This is a genomic window from Salicibibacter halophilus (assembly GCF_006740705.1).
Lineage (GTDB): Bacteria > Bacillota > Bacilli > Bacillales > Marinococcaceae > Salicibibacter > Salicibibacter halophilus.
Genome location: NZ_CP035485.1, coordinates 658,454 through 676,118 on the forward strand (window position 1 = coordinate 658,454; position 17,665 = coordinate 676,118).

The window sequence follows — 17,665 nt, forward strand, 5'->3', positions numbered from 1 at the left end:
GTATTTAACGGAGTAAAGTGTTTGTCTCTTCAATCAGCTGATTAAAAAGATCCTCGGCAGTCTGTGATTTACTAAGCCTCGTGCCCTGCCCGGCCCATAGTGACATGTAATCCGGGTTTTTTTGTTGCCCGGCTGCTTTTCGGATATCTTTCGTTACTGCATTTTGGATCGGATATGGAGGAATGTGTGCCCGGTGATCGGCCATTTCCGCCATAAAACGATTGGTGATGCCCCTCGCCTCTTTGCCTGAAAAGGCCTTTGTGATCATCGTATCTGCTTCGGTCCTGTTTAAAATTTGCTGTTTATGTACTTCTTGCGCTCCACTTTCTTTGCACGTAAGAAAAGCCGTACCCATTTGCACTCCACTGGCACCCAACATAAGCGCGGCGGCTATTCCCCTGCCGTCCATGATCCCGCCGGAAGCAATCACGGGCACGGATACATGATCGACGATCTGGGGTACCAGCGCCATCGTTCCAATCATCGCTTGTTCCATGGAAGCGGCTAAAAAGGTGCCGCGATGGCCGCCCGCCTCGCTCCCTTGCGCCACAATGAGATCAATGCCGGCTGTTTCCAATTGGATGGCTTCATCAACCGTGGTCGCGGTTCCCAATGTGTAGATGTTTTGATCGTTTAATTTTTTTAGCGTATCTGCTGAAGGCAAACCAAATGTGAAGCTAAAATAAGGTACTTTTTCTTCTAAAATGACGCGTAACTGCTCATCGAAATCTTCTTCCACTTGATTGATGCACGGGGATTCCAGATTGAATTTATGGCGATAACGCTCCGTTAGTTGCAATCCGGTTTCGATAAACGCCTTCTCTTGCTCCCTTGAATACTTGGGAGAGGGGATAAACAAATTAACCGCAAACGGCGTGTCCGTTAACGCTTTGATAGCTTGAATGGCTGACCGGATCTGTTCCGGGGCCATATATCCGGCGCCCAACGTTCCGAGGCCGCCGCTGTTTGAAACAGCTGCAACCAGCTCCGGGGTCGTCGTGCCGCCCGCCATCCCGGCTTGAATAACCGGGTATTCACTGTTTAATAGGGATTGCGCTTTGGTTTTAAACCACATGGTTGCATCCCTCCCTGTTTTATTTTCCAATCGAACGCAATGTTTCGTATAAGTTCCCCTTCGCCTCAAAACCGATACCGGGAACGTCCGGGAGCTTCACGTACCCATTCTCGACCGGATAGTTGTCGGCAAATCCGCCGAAGGGTTCAAATACGCCCGGATACGATTCATTGCCGCCAAGCCCAAGGCCGGCCGCGATATTGAGCGACATTTGATGTCCGCCGTGGGGGATGCAGTTTCGAGGGGACCAATCGTATTCTTTTAACATCTCTACTATTTTCATATATTCTACAAGCCCGTAACTAAGGGCACAATCAAATTGCAGATAGTCTTTTTTCGGATCCATGCCACCATATCGGATCAAGTTTCTGGCATCTTGAAAAGAAAATAGATTTTCCCCTGTCGCCAGCGCGTGCGGATATTGTTTCGATAATTCCGCTTGCAATTCATAATCAAGGGGATTTCCGGCTTCTTCATACCAAAACAAACCGTAATCCTTGATTCGTTCACCGAACGTGATCGCCTCGTCCAAGCTGAAACGGCCGTTGGCATCCACCATCAAATGTTCCCCGCTTGGCACAACATCCAGCACGGCTTCGATCCGTTTTAAGTCTTCGGCGATGGACGCGCCGCCGACTTTCATTTTTACGTGGGTGTACCCTTGGTCCAAATAAGCTTCCATCTCGTCTTGTAATTGCGGAATGCCTTTATCCGGCAAATAATAGCCACCAGCCGCGTAAACAAATACGTTCTCATCGATGTCACCGTCTCCATATTGCTCCGCAAGTAATTGATACAAGGGCTTTTGTTCTATTTTTGCCACTGCGTCCCAAACGGCCATATCGAGGGTTCCGACAGCGACTGGCCGTTCTCCGTGACCGCCCGGTTTCTCATTTTGCATCAGCACGCGGAAGATTTTTTCGGGATCAAAATTCGTTCCTTCATCGTTGAGAATTTCTTCTTGTTTCGCATCTAAAAGTCTGGGGACAAAGCGCTCGCGAAGCAACCCCGTCGGCGCATAACGCCCGTTGGAATTAAATCCATAGCCAACCACGGGTTTGCCGTCTCTGATTACATCCGTCGTAATCGCCACAATCGAGACATTCATTTTGCTGAAGTCAATAAATGCATTACGTATATCACTGCTAATCGGCACGGCTTTTTCATCGATGCTTACAATCTTCATCTTATGTTTCCTCCGCTATTTGTCTGATGATTTCATCGGTCACTTCCGTCGTCGTTGCTTTGCCACCGATATCAGTGGTCACCACGCCTTTTCGGATCACTGCTTCGATCGCACTAAGCAAACGATCTCCCATGTCCGTTTCCCCGAAGTGATCGAGCATCATTTTTGCTGTCCAAATCTGGCCGATCGGATTGGCAATGCCCTTTCCAACAATATCCGGCGCTGATCCATGAACCGGTTCGAACATGGATGGGTATTTTCCATTTATATTGATGTTGGCCGCAGGCGCGATGCCAACACTTCCCATGATAGCGGCGCCAATGTCCGTTAAGATATCGCCGAATAGATTGCTGGCAACAATCGTGTCAAAGCTTTCCGGCTTTGTCACAAATGATGCAGCAAGCGCATCAATATGCATCTGCTCCGTTTCTACATCGGGATATTGGTTGGATAAATCATGAAACACACCATCCCAAAACGGCATAGAATGATAGATTCCGTTTGATTTCGTCGCGCTCGTCACTTTTTTTCCACGGCTTTTGGCTAATTCGAACGCGTAATGCATGGCTCGTTCCGTTCCTTTTCTGGAAAAGATAGCATTCTGAATCGCGATCTTTTCTTCCCCTTGGTAAATCGTTCCTCCTACCTCGCTGTATTCCCCTTCACTGTTTTCGCGAACAACGATTAAATCAAAATCTTCCGGATTTGCCAGTTTGGATCTTAACCCTTGAAACGCGCGTGCCGGCCGTATATTAATCACTTGTTCAAAGTTTCGTCGAATATTGATCAATAACTCCCATAAAGAGATATGGTCCGGCACAATTTCTGGATTACCGACCGCCCCTAAAAAGATGGCATCAAAGGTTTTTAACGTTTCCAGCCCATCATCCGGCATCATTTGTTCATGTTCCAGATAGTATTCACTGCTCCAAGGAAATTCCGTAAACTCAAATTTTAGATCGCCATGAATCTTTTCCATTTCGTGCAGCACGCGGACAGCCTCCGGTACTACTTCTTTTCCTATTCCGTCTCCCGGAATGGCGGCAATTTCATATGTTTTCATTAATGCTTTTCTCCTTTTTGATAAATTGCTGCGGCTTGCTCGTACCAATCATTTCCATAACAATCATTAATGACCGTCACCGGAAAATCCTTGATCGTAAGGCGGCGAATCGCCTCCGGCCCCAAGTCCTCATAGGCAACAATTGTTTCGGACTCGATTTTTTTCGATAACAGAGCTCCGGAACCACCGATGGCAGCAAAATAAACCGCATTGTATGTTTGGATAGCCTCTTTTACCGCTTCGCTACGATATCCTTTGCCAATCATTCCCTTCAACCCTAATAATAGCAACTCGGGGGTATATTTATCCATCCTTTCGCTCGTCGTCGGCCCTGCTGAACCTATGATTTGGCCAGGTTTTGCTGGCGTCGGACCGACGTAATAGATAACTTCTCCTTGAAGGCGAATGGGTAACGCTTCATTATTTTTGATTCGTGCCAACAAACGCTTATGAGCTGCATCGCGCGCTGCGTACACATCCCCATTTAATAATACTTGATCGCCTGCTTTCAAATCTCGTACCTTATCATCTGTTAAAGGAAGCGTTACTGTTTTCTGTACCATGTATGTCCTGTCCCTTCCTTTATATTATCACTTCTTTATGCCGATTTGCATGGCATTGGATGTTTATCGCCACAGGCCTATATGCCGCTTCTTATATGGTGCCTTTTGCCGTTTCTTCCCATTGACCATCGTTCTTCCCCGCTTCGCAACAGCCTTTGCTGATCATGTTGCGAAGCGTCATGTTTGTTCATTAGAAAAACCGCCGGCGCGAAGGCCTAGCGGTATTTGTAAAATCCTTCTCCGGATTTGCGGCCCAATTTTCCGGCTTTTACATACTTGGTGAGCAACGGGCAAGGACGGTATTTCTCCCCTAACGTTTCATATAAATAATTCATGTTTCGAAGACGACTATCGAGACCAACGAGGTCTACCAATTCAAGCGGACCCATCGGGTGATTCAAGCCAAGTTTGAGGGCCTTATCGATATCCTCGGCCGATGCAACGCCTTCCATGTACATATTCATCGCTTCGTTTCCAATCAGACAGTTCATGCGGCTCGTTACAAAGCCTGGAAATTCATTGACTTCCACCGTTTCTTTATTCATTGTCTCCCCAAGGTCCTTTACGATCTGCACGGTGTCCTCGGATGTATCCAGTCCCTTAATGATTTCAATAAGTTTCATTTTATGAACCGGATTGAAAAAATGCATGGCGATGACTTTGTCCGGTCGATTCGTGGCAGCGCCGATCTCTGTAGGGCTTAACGTGGACGTATTCGTGGCCAGCACCGCATGTGTCGGACAATATTGATCAAGCTTTTGGAAAATCTCGATCTTTAATGGAATTTCTTCCAAAATCGCTTCAATGACTATATCCGCTTCACAGACTGCTTGGTGCAAATCACTTTCATAGTTTAATTGCTGTTTTGTCGCTTTCACCCGGTTGGCATCGATAAATCCTTTATCTGTGCTTTTTTGCAGTAGCTCTTCAATCGATGTTTTCGCCTGTTTGAGGTTCGCATTATCAATATCATGGAGTTTTACATTGAAGCCGCTGAGGGCAGCGGTATAGGCAATGCCTCTCCCCATTGTGCCGGCTCCAACCACACTGATTTGTTTCATGAAGTTCACCCTTTCTAAATTTCGAGCATAAGCGGCATCCCCTGGACTCCATCGACACATAAGGTAGCCGTTTATTTTTGCGATTCGTTTCGTAGAGGAGCGATGTCGTAATCCACGCGCCTGTAGCCCCAAGCGAATGTCCCCGCAATCGCACCGCCGTTTCTATTCACCTCATCTTGGGGAAAGCCTCGCTCGCGAATTACTGCGAGTGATAGAGAGGCAAGTTCCCAGACGCCGATGTTTTCTTTTCGGTTCCCCGTGCTTTGTATAAGTTGTTCGACTGCAGGTGCGAGACCGATGGTTAATTGCCTGCCCGTCCTAGGACGGTGCGCACGGAGCTCGCGATCACAATGTCTTTGTTTTCGATGTTCATATTATTCACCCTTTCTTATTTCCCTTGAAAATTAGGTTTTCTTTTCTCCAGAAAAGCACTCGTTCCTTCATATTTATCATCGGATTGGAAGGCAACCGCTTGAGCGAGTTTTTCCAATAATTGAGCGCTTTCAAGATTCGAATCTGCTCCCCGGATCACGACCATCTTCGCTAGACGCACGGCAAGCGGCCCTTTTGCGGAAATATCAGCAGTAATCTCCTGCGTTTTTTTCTCGAGCGCCTCTGGTTCGACCACATCATTAACGAGCCCGATGCGATGAGCCTCTTCAGCCGCGATCAATTTGCCCCTCAAAATCATTTCAACGGCTTTCCCTTTTCCGACGAGCCGAGTTAAGCGCTGAGTGCCGCCGGCCCCCGGAATAATCCCTAAATTTAATTCTGGAAGTCCGATCTTCGCTTTTGTGCTTGCCACCCGAATGTCGCACGCCAAGGCCAGCTCACAGCCGCCTCCGGCCGCGACCCCGTTGATCATGGCAATCGTTGGTTTTTCAAAGTCTGCCAGTTTATCGTACATCGCTTGCATCCCTGGAGACAGGGCATCAAGCGCTTCCTTGTCCCGAAGCTGTTTGATGTCGGCTCCTGCCGCAAATGCTTTCTCTCCCGCGCCCGTAAAAATAACGCCATCAACGTCCTCACGCTGACCTACTTCATCGAGTGCTTCCTTCATTTCCTCCAACACCTGCGCGTTAAGCGCGTTGCGTACATCCGGGCGATTGATCGTCACTGTTGCCCATCGGTCCTCAACGTTTAATTGAATGAGTTCAAATTCCATTTTTTATCTCTCCTCGTATAGTAAGTTTAAGCCCTTCAAATCTTGGGCAAATTCCACAAGATATTTTGTAGATTCATATGGTTTTTCCTTGGATGTCTCTAGATATTTCTAGATAATGATCATAGGATCATTTGGGACAATTCTTTTCTCTCCTGTGGTTCGACCACAACTAAAGACTGTCTCTCAGTGTACGTGCGGCACTTCCTACTCGCAGGCTGAGCCCTCGGCCTCTTGAACTCAGGGGAAGCAGCCCCTGGGGCGGCTTTCAATGCCGATGGAGTTCTGATACACGAGGTTGATGATCGGCGTTCACACTAGAGATATCTCGAGGCGTCCAAAGAACGACCGAATGATTCTACAATGAAAGGAGGAATCCCCCATGCGAATGTTTGTCGGGCTTGACGTTAGCTCGTTTGATATGAAAGTGTGTGTGCTTGATCAAGAAGGTGATCAGCTTTCGGTTTTTACGGTTTCCAATGACTGGCCGGGTGCCCAGGTGCTCAAAGAACGGTTGCTCGAGCTCTTGGCCGATACAGAGGTTGACATCCTAAAGATCGGTCTGGAGTCCACATCCGTCTACAGTTTTCATCCATCCATGTTCTTGCATGATGACGATGATTTAAAACCCTATGGCGCCCAAGTCTTTGTGATCAATCCGAAGCAGATCGCCAACTTTAAAAAGAGCTTCGCAGACATGAACAAGACCGATGAGATTGACGCCTTTGTGATCGCCGATTATATGCGTTTCGGGCGCAATCAGATGTCCGTTGTCAAAGAAAGCCAATACGTGGCTCTCCAGCAGTTGACACGTTCGCGTTATCACTTGACCAAAGCGATGACGAAAGAGAAACAACACTTCTTGCAGCACTTGGAGTATAAATGCAACACCTTTTCCAAAGAAGTGGATTCATCGGTGTTTGGCCATGCTATGATGGAACTCTTTCTTGAAAAATACAGCCTGGATGAACTTGCCCAGCTTCCGCTTGAGGACCTGGCTCGGTTTCTTCAAGAGAAAGGGAGAAATCGTTTTCCCGATCCGGAAGCTGTCGCCGCATCCATCCAGAAAGCCGTCCGTTCATCGTACCGATTGGACAAAGTGGTCGAAGATTCCATCGATGTACTTTTAGGAACGTCCATTGAGCTCATTCGTTCCTTCCAAAAGCAAATCAAGGCGATCGATCAGTCCATTACTCGAATCATGAAAGGACTGACGCAGACGCTGGAATCAATCCCGGGCATTGGTCCGGTCTTCGCCGCAGGCATCATTGCCGAACTCGGTCAGATTGACCGGTTTCCCGATGAAACAAAAATAGCTAAATATGCGGGACTGTACTGGCGAAAACACCAGTCCGGGCGGTTTACCGCCGAAGATACTTCACTGACACGTCAAGGGAACCATTATTTGCGTTATTACCTCGTTGAAGCCGCCAACTCGGTACGAAGGCAAATTCCGGAATACCAAGTCTTTTATCAGAAGAAGTATCAAGAAGTCCCGAAACATCAACACAAACGTGCACTCGTGCTCACGGCAAGAAAACTCGTGCGATTGGTGGATGCGCTGCTACGCAAAAACCAACTCTTTACGCCAGAAAGGGGCGTGAACCTCTGACCGACATCGGCTGAGGGCTAGCCTTTCATTTTACCAGTATTTTACATTTTATTACTGGTGTTGTTCAGTGCGCGCTTTTTTCGCCTAAATGTCCTTTGACAACTTCATTTACTGTGATTTTGAACTTGACATATTACCGCAGGTCTTTCTGGTTTGCGCTCTGCCATATATCTGGTAATTATATCGCGGACGTTCATGACCGCTCCTGCATTATAAAACACCCAGACCATAGCGCGACACAGCAAGAACGATAACGACAATGATAAACAAAATCAACGCGAAGCCCCAATTTTCTTTCATGCCCACTTGAAGAGAGGAGCGATTGGTCAGAGAGCTAGTCAATAAAGTCAATCCGGAAAATGGAGATATGATAGCCGAGAGTGACCAACTGGTGAGTAAAATTATAGCAATGGCAAGATGGGAATGTTCGAATTGAGGCAGCTGACTTAAACTTACGCACATAAGTGTAACGGTGACAATCGAATGAATGCCAACAATAGACAGAAGGACGACAATACTGATAATAATCACCGCAAGTACGATGACATTCGTGCCGAACAGCTGAAAGAATCGGTCCATCCATTCATTAAAATCGGTTTGAACGACAACTGCTCCAAAAAATCCGGCTGTTGCGAATAATACCAACTCTACCTTCATGTTCGGAAGGCTCATCAAGTATGTATTCTTAAACTCCACAAAAAAAGGTTTTATCTTCCCCAAAAACAACGACCAAATAACAGCGGCACAAACGGCTGTCACAGAGACAACAACAATGACACTAAGTCCTGAGAAAAACTCTATGGTAAAGATGCTCGCTGTAATTGCCAAACCAGTTGCGATTAACTGCTTGAGTTTATTTGTTCCGTTTTTTCTTGTATTTTCGAACGTGACATCCTTTTGTACAGCGTTGTCTTCCTTTTTCCCCTGTCGTTCCATGCCATAACCAACAGCTAAACCTACCATAGCAATGATCAACCCAAACGGAAATATTTGCGCCCAACTAACGTCAAAGTAGGAAATCACGAGTGCCATCGAAATGAAATAGGGTGACCACATAATAGCCATTACATTTCCTCTTAACAGAGCCTTACGCAATTTGCCCGTGAATGGCCTATTTTGTTCGGTGTTAAGCATTTGATACAAGAGAGGAATTGACCCTAAGTTCAATAAGACACTGAACAAAAATGACGTACTGCTCGACATAAAATAGAACTTATTGGCATTGCTAATACGACGTTTGTAAAAGTCATCTAACGCATCCAAGTAATAACCAATGCGAATGGGGATGCTTAAGAGGGGAACGACAATGAATAGTGTCAGTATACTAGCATTTTCCCCAAACGCGAGAAACCAAGTCCTAAAATCTCCACCTTGTGAAATATGAATCCATGTTCCTGCGATGAGGAGCAGTGCGATCGTTATAGCTGGCACTCCCCTCAGAGAAGGAAGGCTAGTGAGAATAAGCAACAAACAAAAAAAGGTAAATGCGATTAAGAGAAAATCGTTTGGCATAAATACGTAAAATAAATATGATGAAGCAATGAGGACGGTAATGAGCGCCCTAAGCATTTCAGGTTTGTTTAGCAACGATTCATCATCTTTTCTTTCATCCCTTACCTAGTTACAACTCATCTCTAAAATCGGGATGGGTAATACTAATCAATTCTTCTTTTCTTTCTGCAATTGTTTTCCCATACAGCGATGCGATCCCATATTCCGTAACCACATAATGGACATCAGATTTTGTAGATGTAACGCTGGAGAGTTCAGGCACAATTCTCGATTTTGTTCCTTTTGCTGCCGTTGAAGGAAGAGCAATGATCGACTTTCCCCCCTTTGAAGCCATAGCGCCTCGCATGAAGTCCATTTGGCCACCAACGCCTGCAATGTAAAAATCTTTTATTTTTTCAGCGTTAATCTGTCCCGTTAAATCTACTTGTACTGCTGAATTTATCGCGTGGAAGTTAGACAGCTGCGAAATGGTCGTTGTGCTGTGCGTATAATCTGATGGATGTAATTCTATGTCTGAATGACGATTGGCATAATTATATAGTGTCTGAGTCCCAGCTAGACATGTGGCAACGATTTTTCCTTGATTAATTTCTTTATGTTCATTCGTTACGACGCCGCTTTTATATAGTTCTATTAGTTCCTCCGGAAATGTACCCGTGTGCACGCCGAGAGCGGATTTATTTTTTAAGGCACTTATAATGCTGTTTGCGAGTGACCCTATGCCAATTTGGATCGTCGAACGGTCGGGAATTAATGTAGCCACATATTGAGCAATCTTATTCTCCGTTTCACCCGGGGTCGCGCTTGGAAGTTCATTAGGCGGAATCGACCCTTCCACGAATACATCAATTTCTGCGGAAGAAATTGTTCCTTTTCCGTTCACCCAAGGCAATTGATCATTAATTTCGGCGATCACCAATTGTGCATGCTTGATTAATGATAGAGTGTAGTCAGCTGACAACCCTAAATTAACGTTACCTTCGCTATCGGACGGCGTACACTGTATAAAAGCAACATTCGGTCTTAACTGTTCCATATATCCCGGTATATCGAAAAGATTCATGGGGAGGTAATCTGTCATACCGCTTTTATACGAATCTTTCAATGCGCCAGATAAAAGAACGCTTTTTACTTTAAAATGGCGATCCCATTCAGGATTCGCGTATTCACATGGCGTGCCGAGCGGCATGTTATAGATCGTAACATTTTCCAGCCGCTCCCTTTGTTGAATCAACTCTTGGATAAGCGTCGGGGGTTCCCCGCACATTCCGGCGAGTACGAGATGATCATGTGATTTTACATGGTTGACCGCTTCTGATACCGGTACCGTTTTATCTGACATTTTTATAACACCCCATCTTCACGCATACGGGAAATTTTTTCACTGTTAAAACCTAATGATAACAGCACATCTTCTGTATGCTCCCCCAATAAAGGCGGATGAAGTCGTACCGATGCCGGGGTATCTGATAATTTAACCGGAAAAGCAGGTGTTTTTAAATCTTTTATTTTTGGATGATCAACGTTTACCATCGACTCTCTTGCGACTGCTTGTGGGGAAGTGATTGCCTCACCAACTGAATTCACAGGACCGCACGGTACACCAGCTTCGTCCATTTTTGAACAAAATTCATCGCTTGTAAATTGAGAAATCCGTTCAGCCAAAATAGGGATAAGTTGCTCACGATTGGATACACGCAATTGATTTGTTTTAAACGATTCTTCTTGCAGTAAATCTTCCCATCCCATTCCTTTACAAACTTTTTCCCAAAGACTATCATTTCCAGCAGCAAGGACAATATTTTTATCACTTGTCTGAAACACTTGATACGGGACAATAGAATTATGTGCCTGACCCATAGGCTTCGCTGACTGCCCGGTTGCAAAGAAACCTGTGGCCAAGTGGTTTAAGGTCATAATCTGACCATCCAATAAACTAGAGTCTACAAACTGCCCTTCACCTGTCTTGCCTCTCGCCAGTAAGGCGGCCAAGACCCCTAAAGCACCTAGAATACCTGTCGTTAAATCAGCGACTGACGGACCCGCCTTATACGGAGTACCCGGCTCCCCGGTTGTACTCATCAATCCTGCGTATCCTTGCATTAAGATATCATAGCCGGCACGGTCTTTTTCTGGCCCCGTTCTTCCAAAGCCTGAAACGGATAAGTAGATGATTCGCGGGTTGATTTTTTTCAGTGTTTCATAATCTATCCCTAGTTTCTCGGTAGCCCCTGTTCTAAAGTTCTCGATTAAAACATCACTGTCTTTGGCTAATTCATGAATAATTTCTTTCCCTCGTTCCGTCTTCAAATTTACAGTGATACTTCGCTTATTTCGATTAGAGCTTAAATAATAACAACTTTCCCCTTCCCATTCCGGTGGGGAGAAATGTCTGGCTTCGTCCCCCCTTCCGGGCTGTTCCACTTTAATCACTTCCGCACCCAAATCCCCCAGCATTTGTCCGGATACCGGTCCTGCAAGTGTCCGTGCGAGCTCTAAAACTTTTATTCCTTCCAAAGGTAAACCCATAGTCTCCTCCATTATCAAACTTGTAAATTTTCGAATATGGTCGTAATTCCTAGTCCGCCGCCAATACAGGCTGTAACCGCCCCGTACTTACTTCCTCGGCGTTCCATTTCATTCATCAACTTAATCGTTAATATATTGCACGTGGCACCTACCGGATGCCCTAAAGCAATCGCCCCGCCGTTGACATTCAGCCGGTCCTGGTCGATACCCAATTCCTTAACCACCGCCAGTGATTGAGCCGCAAATGCCTCGTTTAACTCAATAAGATCAATATCATCCAGCTTAAGACCGGCTTGTTTTAAAGCTTTTCTGGTAGATGGAACAGGTCCGATCCCCATAATTTCCGGGCCAACGCCTGCCGATGCTTGTGCCACCACCTTCATTTTTGGTGTAAGATTCATTTCTTCGGCTTTTTCGGCAGACATGACGAGCGTAGCTGCTGCTGCATCATTCCTGCCACTCGAATTGCCCGGTGTAACGGTCCCGCCTTTTTTAAAAACGGCCGGCAGTTTAGATAGTTTTTCTATATTCGTTTCCCTTGGGTGCTCATCGGTGTCGAACGTAATGGTTTCCTTTCTCGATTTCACTTCATAAGGTGTAATCTCATCCTTGAATTTCCCTTTATTAATAGCTTCTTTGGCCAGCTCCTGGCTTCGCAAAGCAAACTCATCTTGTTCGGAACGGCTGATATTATGCATTTCCGCTAAATTTTCCGCCGTGACCCCCATCGTTAGATCATTACCATATACTTCCTCAGGCTGCGCTTTCGGTTGGCTTTCTGTATTAGGATCTACAATCACACCATTACCGGCCGTGAGTCCAAAACGAGCACCGCGAATATAGTAAGGGGCTGTACTCATGCTCTCTGTTCCTCCGGCAACAATGATATCGTCTAAATTACACGCAATTTGTTGTGCAGCATTGTTAATTGATTGCAAGCCGGAACCGCATTGCCGATGTACCGTATACCCAGGTATTTCGATCGGTATCTCTGCACGAAGTGCAGCTTTTCTCGCGATATTCGGTTGGTCTGTGCTTTGCTTCACATGCCCCAGGATAACTTCATCAACTTTTGAGCTATCCAACTGGGTACGCGAAAGAAGCTCTTTCATGACATGCGACGCCAGGTAATCCGGTTCCACATCTTTTAACGTTCCACCCATTCTCCCAATTGCTGTCCTAACCCCATCAACGATGACAACATCTTTCATCTGAAAACAACCCCCATTAAATAATTTAGATTTTATAATGTCCCTACCATTCCACCATCAATATTCACTGATGTCCCTGTAACATAAGAAGCAGCATCTGAAACAAGGAAATTAATCACTTTTGCTGCCTCATCGGTATCCCCAATACGTCCTAGTGGAATTTGGCGTTCTTTGCTTGAAAACTGTTCCCATGATAGTTCCGGATTCTGTTTTTTCCACATTTTTTCAATCTGCTCACTTCGAATCAAACCAATACATACGGTATTCACGCGAATATTATCCGGACCAAGATCTTTACTCATCGCTTTCGTTAAGGACATACCTGCTGCTCTGCTGACTGAAGTAGGTAATGATGATGCAGAAGGTGTCTTCCCAATTGCAGCTGTCACATTGACGATCGCGCCACCGCCAACTAGCCGCATATGCGGGATGGCATTACGAGAACAATGAATGGCACCGAATAGCTTTAAATCAAGGTCTTGTTGCCAAAGGTCGGTATCTACGTCTTCAAATGTATAGGCTTGTGAAGTACCGGCGTTATTAATTAAAATATCTAAACGTCCATATTTTTCAACCGTAGCAGCAACTACTTTTTGACAATCCGCTTTGTTTGAAACATCCGTCTCTACAAAAAATACTTCTTTACCCGTTTCTTCCAGAATATAAGCTGCCGCTTCTTCCAAACGACTTTTATTTCTGGCACAGAGAGTTACCTCGACACCTTCTTTTACTAAATATAGGGCTGTTTGCAAGCCTATTCCCCTGCTGGAACCGGTGATTAATGCAACTTTTCCTTCTAACCCTAAATCCATGGGCAAGCTCCTTCCATGTTGAAAAACCCCCCTCCGTCGGGGAGTTTCCCTTTATGAATATTCCTTTTTCACCCTGCCCGCGATGATGTTTTTCATTATTTCCGATGTGCCTTCATATATTTTTGTGATTCGAGCATCACGATAATAGCGCTCGATTGGGAACTCTTTCATATAACCCATTCCCCCATGAATTTGGACTGCGAGATCAGCAACCCGGTTATAGACTTCGGCCCCATGTAATTTTACTGTCGCCGCTTCTTTGATGAGGTTCCGACCTTGATCACTCATCCAGGCCACTTTATATGTCAGGGCACGTAGGGTCTCAATGTCCAGGGTCATATCCGCCAAATAATGTTGAATGACTTGTTGCTCAAAAATCGGTTTTCCAAATTGTTCTCTTTGCATCGCATAATCTATGGACATTTCATATAACTTCACACAGGAACCTAAATTCCGTGCCGCTAACCCGGCGCGACCACTAGCTAAAATCTTTAATGCATTGACGTATCCCTTGTCCTCTTCCCCTAGAACATTTTCAATAGGGACCTCACAATCATCGAAAAACAATTCCACTGACTGGGAGCCGTGCAATCCCATCTTTTCTTCGACCTTCCCTACTTTAAATCCGGGAAAATCCTTTTCTACAATAAATGATGTAATCCCTTTCGCGCCTTTTTCCGGACTAGTTGCGGCCATTACCGTGAATATATCTCCGATGGTCCCGTTGGTGATAAAATGTTTTGATCCGTTTAAAATATATTTATCACCCTTGCGAACAGCCGTGGTTTTTAGAGCTGCCGCATTCGATCCTGCTCCTGGTTCGGTTAAAGCAAAAGCACCGATCAATTCCCCTCTCGCCATCGGAGGCAAATACTTGTTCTTCTGCTCTTCTGTCCCCATTTCTACAATGCCGACACTGCCGATGCCAGTATGCGCGCCGATAACGGTGGTAAAGCCATTGATCGTTTTGCCCAATTCCTCGTATACAGCGCACTTGCCAACCATATCAATGCCTAAGCCGTCATATTCCGCAGGGATACTTAATCCAAACAATCCGATTTCTTTGCTCTTTTCCATGACATCTTTGGGAATTTCATCTGTCTCTTCAATTTGATGAGCCACAGGATCCACAGTTTCATAAACAAAATCTTTGACAGTGTCTTTTAACATTTGAATATCTTCCGGAAAATCGTAATTCATTTTCTCTCCTCCATATCGTTTAAACTATTTTTTTCTGTTTAAATTGTTGAATATCGGTGGAAGAATACCCTAATTCATCCAATAATTCTTGGTTATGTTCACCTAAGTCTGGCGCACTTCGTCTAAGGTCACCTTTTTCGGTGGAAAATTTAATCGGGAAACCAATTTGTTTAAGCATCCCCAATGCAGGATGTTCACTCTCGATCATCATCTCTCTCGCGATCACTTGAGGATCAGCAAATACTTCGTCAATATCGTAAACTGGCCCCACACATGTTTCTTCTTCTTTTAATAGATTCAACCACTCCTGTTGATTTTTTTGTGAAAAAATTCGCTGCAATTCCTGTTTCATTTCTTGTTGCTCATCCTCGGGCGCTGACAAACGGTCGATAAAATCCTCTTTTCTAAGCAATTGGCAAAGCCTTGCCCAAAACTTTTCTTCTAACGCGCCTACGGAAAGGTATTTTCCATCTTTCGTTTCATAGACGCCGTAGCATGCCTTTTGTCCGGAGAGCCTCGTCTCTCCCCGCTTCGGTTTTTCATTCGCTGCCAGATAACCTCCGGCTACCCCTGATAACCAGGAAAGCACCCCGTCCATCATGGAAATATCCACATTTTGCCCTTGACCCGTTCTTTCTTGATGAAGGAGCGCCATTAACACCCCGGCCAAGGACATTAAAGACCCCCCGCCAATATCTGCAATTTGTACACCCGGGACAATGGGTTGGCCATTTTTTTCACCGATTAAGCCCAATACGCCGCTATATCCGATATAATTTATGTCGTGGCCAGCTAGTTGACTGTAAGGACCATCCTGACCATAACCGGTAATAGAGCAATAAACGATCCCCGGGTTGATGGCAGACATTTCGTCATAGGATAATCCGAGCTTATTCATCACCCCCGGGCGAAAGCCCTCGATGATAACGTCTGCATCCTTGGCAAGATCTTTGAAAATGTCTTTTCCTTCCTCACTTTTCAAATCAAGAGTGATGCTCTTTTTATTTCTATTAAGAACTAAGTGCCGTGAACTATAGCCTTCGATAAAAGGATCGGTGTTTCTGCCATAATCACCAATGACCGGTTGCTCCACCTTGATCACTTCAGCGCCATAATCCCCCATTAACATCGTACAGTAGGGACCGGGCAATAACCTCGTCAAGTCAAGAATCCGGATTCCATCTAGTACACCCATATGTTTGTCCACCTGCTTTGCATGTTATTTTTTTAAAATGGTAAAAGCTGAAGTTGCAAACGCAATCAATCGGTCCTGGTCATCAACCACCTTTGATTCCACCGGTATGATACTTTTGCCCGGATGGACAACATTTGCTGTGGCATACAGGGTTCCATCCTTCACCGGGGATACAAAGTGTGTATTTAAATAAATTGTCGCTACTTTAACGTTCTGAGATGAACGAATGGTCACTCCAATAATTGAATCTAAAAGAGATGTAATGGACCCGCCGTGTAAGTATTGATTACAATTCAATTGGTTTTCGGATACCGGCATTTTTATTCTCGCTTCACCTGCTGTTAAATAATCCATGGAAATCCCCATATGCTTCCAAAAAGGGGAATCTTCAAAATCCTTCTGCAGCCATGTTAAGTATTCGTTATCCAAATGCTCCCTCTCCTCGGTTCAAAAGTTATCGTCTAATCTTTGCCGGGCCAGTTGAGCTTCCTCTAATATATGTTCAAATAACTGCTCCACACTTGGGATATCATCAATTAGCCCGACCCCTTGTCCTGCCCAGCCAAACCCTTCTTCTGCATCCCCATCTTGAATAAACTTTTGGTTGGCTTCACCGTTGATATATGGCCATAGGTCCTCAAAAGTAGCACCCTTTTCTTCCATTTGTGCAATTTTTTCCGTTGCTTCAGAACGCAAGCCGCGCGCTGGGATGCCGATTGATTTTTTAATAATAATGGTTTCATTCTCCCGCGCATTTACTATGGCTTCTTTATAGCGGGGGTGGGCGATACACTCTTTTGTCGCGATAAATCGCGTGCCCATTTCCATCCCTTCGGCTCCCAAAGCCAACGCTGCAGCATAACCTCTCCCATCTACTAGCCCTCCACTGGCAAGCACCGGGATCGATACAGCAGCCGCTACTTTCGGAACTAAAACAATCGTGCCTACGTCATCCCTGCCAAGATGGCCACCACCCTCGGTGCCCACGACGATAACCGCATCAGCACCTAATTCTTCGGCTTTTTGCGCTTGCCGTACCGAGGCAACGAGCACGAGTTTTTTTATGTCCGTTCCTTCCAATTGTTGAAAAACGTTTGACGGGTTGCCTGCTGTGACAGAAATGGCAGGAACTTCTTCTTCAATGGCCACATCTACAAAGTGATCAACCGGGCGTCTTCCCAGAGCGAAATTGATGCCAAAAGGGCGGGTTGTCAACTGTTTTACTTTTCGGATTTCAGCACGTAAGCTCTCCGCGTCTTTAAAAAAAGTGGCCGTTATTTGACCAAGTCCTCCCGCGTTTGAAACAGCAGCGGCTAACTCGGCAAATGCCAGATATGCGAGACCGCCTTGAATGATCGGGTAATCGATTCCAAACGTTTGACTTACTCTATTTGGCACCGAAACAACTCCTCGTTGATTCTCTTATTTTAAACCGCTTTCAATTATTTGTTATTATTTTACTTATAAAAAAATTTTTTGTCAAT

The 17,665-nt window shown here is 45.4% G+C and carries 16 protein-coding genes; 1 reads left to right on the forward strand and 15 read right to left on the reverse strand.

Annotation, left to right across the window (positions count from 1 at the left end; all coding sequences use genetic code 11):
- Positions 1 to 4 precede the first annotated feature (4 nt).
- The 6 genes from EPH95_RS03300 to EPH95_RS03330 form a co-directional block, all read right to left on the reverse strand.
- Positions 5 to 1,075: an NAD(P)H-dependent flavin oxidoreductase gene (locus EPH95_RS03300; RefSeq protein ID WP_142087318.1), complete on the reverse strand. Its 1,071-nt coding sequence runs from the start codon at positions 1,073 to 1,075 to the stop codon at positions 5 to 7.
- 19 nt (positions 1,076 to 1,094) lie between these two features.
- Positions 1,095 to 2,261 (reverse strand): mandelate racemase/muconate lactonizing enzyme family protein, encoded by a 1,167-nt coding sequence (locus EPH95_RS03305; protein ID WP_142087320.1) that lies wholly within the window; start codon positions 2,259 to 2,261, stop codon positions 1,095 to 1,097.
- Between the two features lies 1 nt (position 2,262).
- A complete protein-coding gene (locus EPH95_RS03310; protein WP_142087323.1) occupies positions 2,263 to 3,324 on the reverse strand; it encodes a tartrate dehydrogenase in 1,062 nt (353 codons plus the stop codon).
- Positions 3,324 to 3,887, reverse strand: a complete 564-nt coding sequence (locus EPH95_RS03315; protein ID WP_142087325.1) for a Fe-S-containing hydro-lyase — start codon at positions 3,885 to 3,887, stop codon at positions 3,324 to 3,326. Before EPH95_RS03315 ends, EPH95_RS03310 begins: the two co-directional genes overlap by 1 nt.
- Before the next feature lie 215 nt (positions 3,888 to 4,102).
- Positions 4,103 to 4,948, reverse strand: a complete 846-nt coding sequence (locus EPH95_RS03320; protein ID WP_142087327.1) for a 3-hydroxyacyl-CoA dehydrogenase NAD-binding domain-containing protein — start codon at positions 4,946 to 4,948, stop codon at positions 4,103 to 4,105.
- 388 nt (positions 4,949 to 5,336) lie between these two features.
- Positions 5,337 to 6,113: an enoyl-CoA hydratase/isomerase family protein gene (locus EPH95_RS03330; protein ID WP_142087329.1), complete on the reverse strand. Its 777-nt coding sequence runs from the start codon at positions 6,111 to 6,113 to the stop codon at positions 5,337 to 5,339.
- A gap of 379 nt (positions 6,114 to 6,492) precedes the next feature.
- Here EPH95_RS03330 and EPH95_RS03335 point away from each other — a divergent pair, with 379 nt between their 5' ends.
- The gene (locus EPH95_RS03335) at positions 6,493 to 7,722 is read left to right on the forward strand and encodes an IS110 family RNA-guided transposase (protein ID WP_142086371.1); all 1,230 of its coding nucleotides are present in this window, start codon (positions 6,493 to 6,495) and stop codon (positions 7,720 to 7,722) included.
- Positions 7,723 to 7,932: 210 nt separating this feature from the next.
- Here the strand turns inward: EPH95_RS03335 and EPH95_RS03340 are convergent, their stop codons facing one another.
- From EPH95_RS03340 to EPH95_RS03380, 9 genes are all read right to left on the reverse strand, one after another.
- On the reverse strand, positions 7,933 to 9,153 hold the full coding sequence (locus tag EPH95_RS03340) for a hypothetical protein (protein WP_160141578.1): 1,221 nt from the start codon (positions 9,151 to 9,153) through the stop codon (positions 7,933 to 7,935).
- A gap of 190 nt (positions 9,154 to 9,343) precedes the next feature.
- A complete protein-coding gene (locus EPH95_RS03345) occupies positions 9,344 to 10,576 on the reverse strand; it encodes an acetyl-CoA hydrolase/transferase family protein (RefSeq protein ID WP_142087334.1) in 1,233 nt (410 codons plus the stop codon).
- A 2-nt stretch (positions 10,577 to 10,578) separates the two neighbouring features.
- A complete protein-coding gene (locus tag EPH95_RS03350; RefSeq protein ID WP_227004030.1) occupies positions 10,579 to 11,751 on the reverse strand; it encodes a CaiB/BaiF CoA transferase family protein in 1,173 nt (390 codons plus the stop codon).
- 26 nt (positions 11,752 to 11,777) lie between these two features.
- Positions 11,778 to 12,974 (reverse strand): thiolase family protein, encoded by a 1,197-nt coding sequence (locus tag EPH95_RS03355; RefSeq protein ID WP_142087336.1) that lies wholly within the window; start codon positions 12,972 to 12,974, stop codon positions 11,778 to 11,780.
- Between the two features lie 32 nt (positions 12,975 to 13,006).
- Positions 13,007 to 13,786: an SDR family NAD(P)-dependent oxidoreductase gene (locus EPH95_RS03360; RefSeq protein WP_142087339.1), complete on the reverse strand. Its 780-nt coding sequence runs from the start codon at positions 13,784 to 13,786 to the stop codon at positions 13,007 to 13,009.
- 51 nt (positions 13,787 to 13,837) lie between these two features.
- Entirely contained in the window at positions 13,838 to 14,986 is a 1,149-nt protein-coding gene (locus EPH95_RS03365; protein ID WP_142087341.1) for an acyl-CoA dehydrogenase family protein, read from the reverse strand.
- A 19-nt stretch (positions 14,987 to 15,005) separates the two neighbouring features.
- A complete protein-coding gene (locus EPH95_RS03370) occupies positions 15,006 to 16,181 on the reverse strand; it encodes a CaiB/BaiF CoA transferase family protein (protein ID WP_142087344.1) in 1,176 nt (391 codons plus the stop codon).
- A gap of 24 nt (positions 16,182 to 16,205) precedes the next feature.
- Complete coding sequence (locus EPH95_RS03375) at positions 16,206 to 16,610, reverse strand: PaaI family thioesterase (protein ID WP_142087346.1); 405 nt, start codon at positions 16,608 to 16,610, stop codon at positions 16,206 to 16,208.
- An 18-nt stretch (positions 16,611 to 16,628) separates the two neighbouring features.
- Positions 16,629 to 17,579, reverse strand: a complete 951-nt coding sequence (locus EPH95_RS03380; protein WP_142087349.1) for an NAD(P)H-dependent flavin oxidoreductase — start codon at positions 17,577 to 17,579, stop codon at positions 16,629 to 16,631.
- Between the last annotated feature and the right edge of the window lie 86 nt (positions 17,580 to 17,665).

Bases quoted from the DNA above. Each gene is read 5' to 3' on its own strand.
- EPH95_RS03320 (WP_142087327.1), bottom strand. From the start codon at position 4,948: ATGAAACAAATCAGTGTGGTTGGAGCCGGCACAATGGGGAGAGGCATT.
- EPH95_RS03315 (WP_142087325.1), bottom strand. From the start codon at position 3,887: ATGGTACAGAAAACAGTAACGCTTCCTTTAACAGATGATAAGGTACGA.
- EPH95_RS03330 (WP_142087329.1), bottom strand. From the start codon at position 6,113: ATGGAATTTGAACTCATTCAATTAAACGTTGAGGACCGATGGGCAACA.
- EPH95_RS03355 (WP_142087336.1), bottom strand. From the start codon at position 12,974: ATGAAAGATGTTGTCATCGTTGATGGGGTTAGGACAGCAATTGGGAGA.
- EPH95_RS03370 (WP_142087344.1), bottom strand. From the start codon at position 16,181: ATGGGTGTACTAGATGGAATCCGGATTCTTGACTTGACGAGGTTATTG.
- EPH95_RS03305 (WP_142087320.1), bottom strand. From the start codon at position 2,261: ATGAAGATTGTAAGCATCGATGAAAAAGCCGTGCCGATTAGCAGTGAT.
- EPH95_RS03310 (WP_142087323.1), bottom strand. From the start codon at position 3,324: ATGAAAACATATGAAATTGCCGCCATTCCGGGAGACGGAATAGGAAAA.
- EPH95_RS03365 (WP_142087341.1), bottom strand. From the start codon at position 14,986: ATGAATTACGATTTTCCGGAAGATATTCAAATGTTAAAAGACACTGTC.
- EPH95_RS03335 (WP_142086371.1), top strand. From the start codon at position 6,493: ATGCGAATGTTTGTCGGGCTTGACGTTAGCTCGTTTGATATGAAAGTG.
- EPH95_RS03300 (WP_142087318.1), bottom strand. From the start codon at position 1,075: ATGTGGTTTAAAACCAAAGCGCAATCCCTATTAAACAGTGAATACCCG.
- EPH95_RS03360 (WP_142087339.1), bottom strand. From the start codon at position 13,786: ATGGATTTAGGGTTAGAAGGAAAAGTTGCATTAATCACCGGTTCCAGC.
- EPH95_RS03345 (WP_142087334.1), bottom strand. From the start codon at position 10,576: ATGTCAGATAAAACGGTACCGGTATCAGAAGCGGTCAACCATGTAAAA.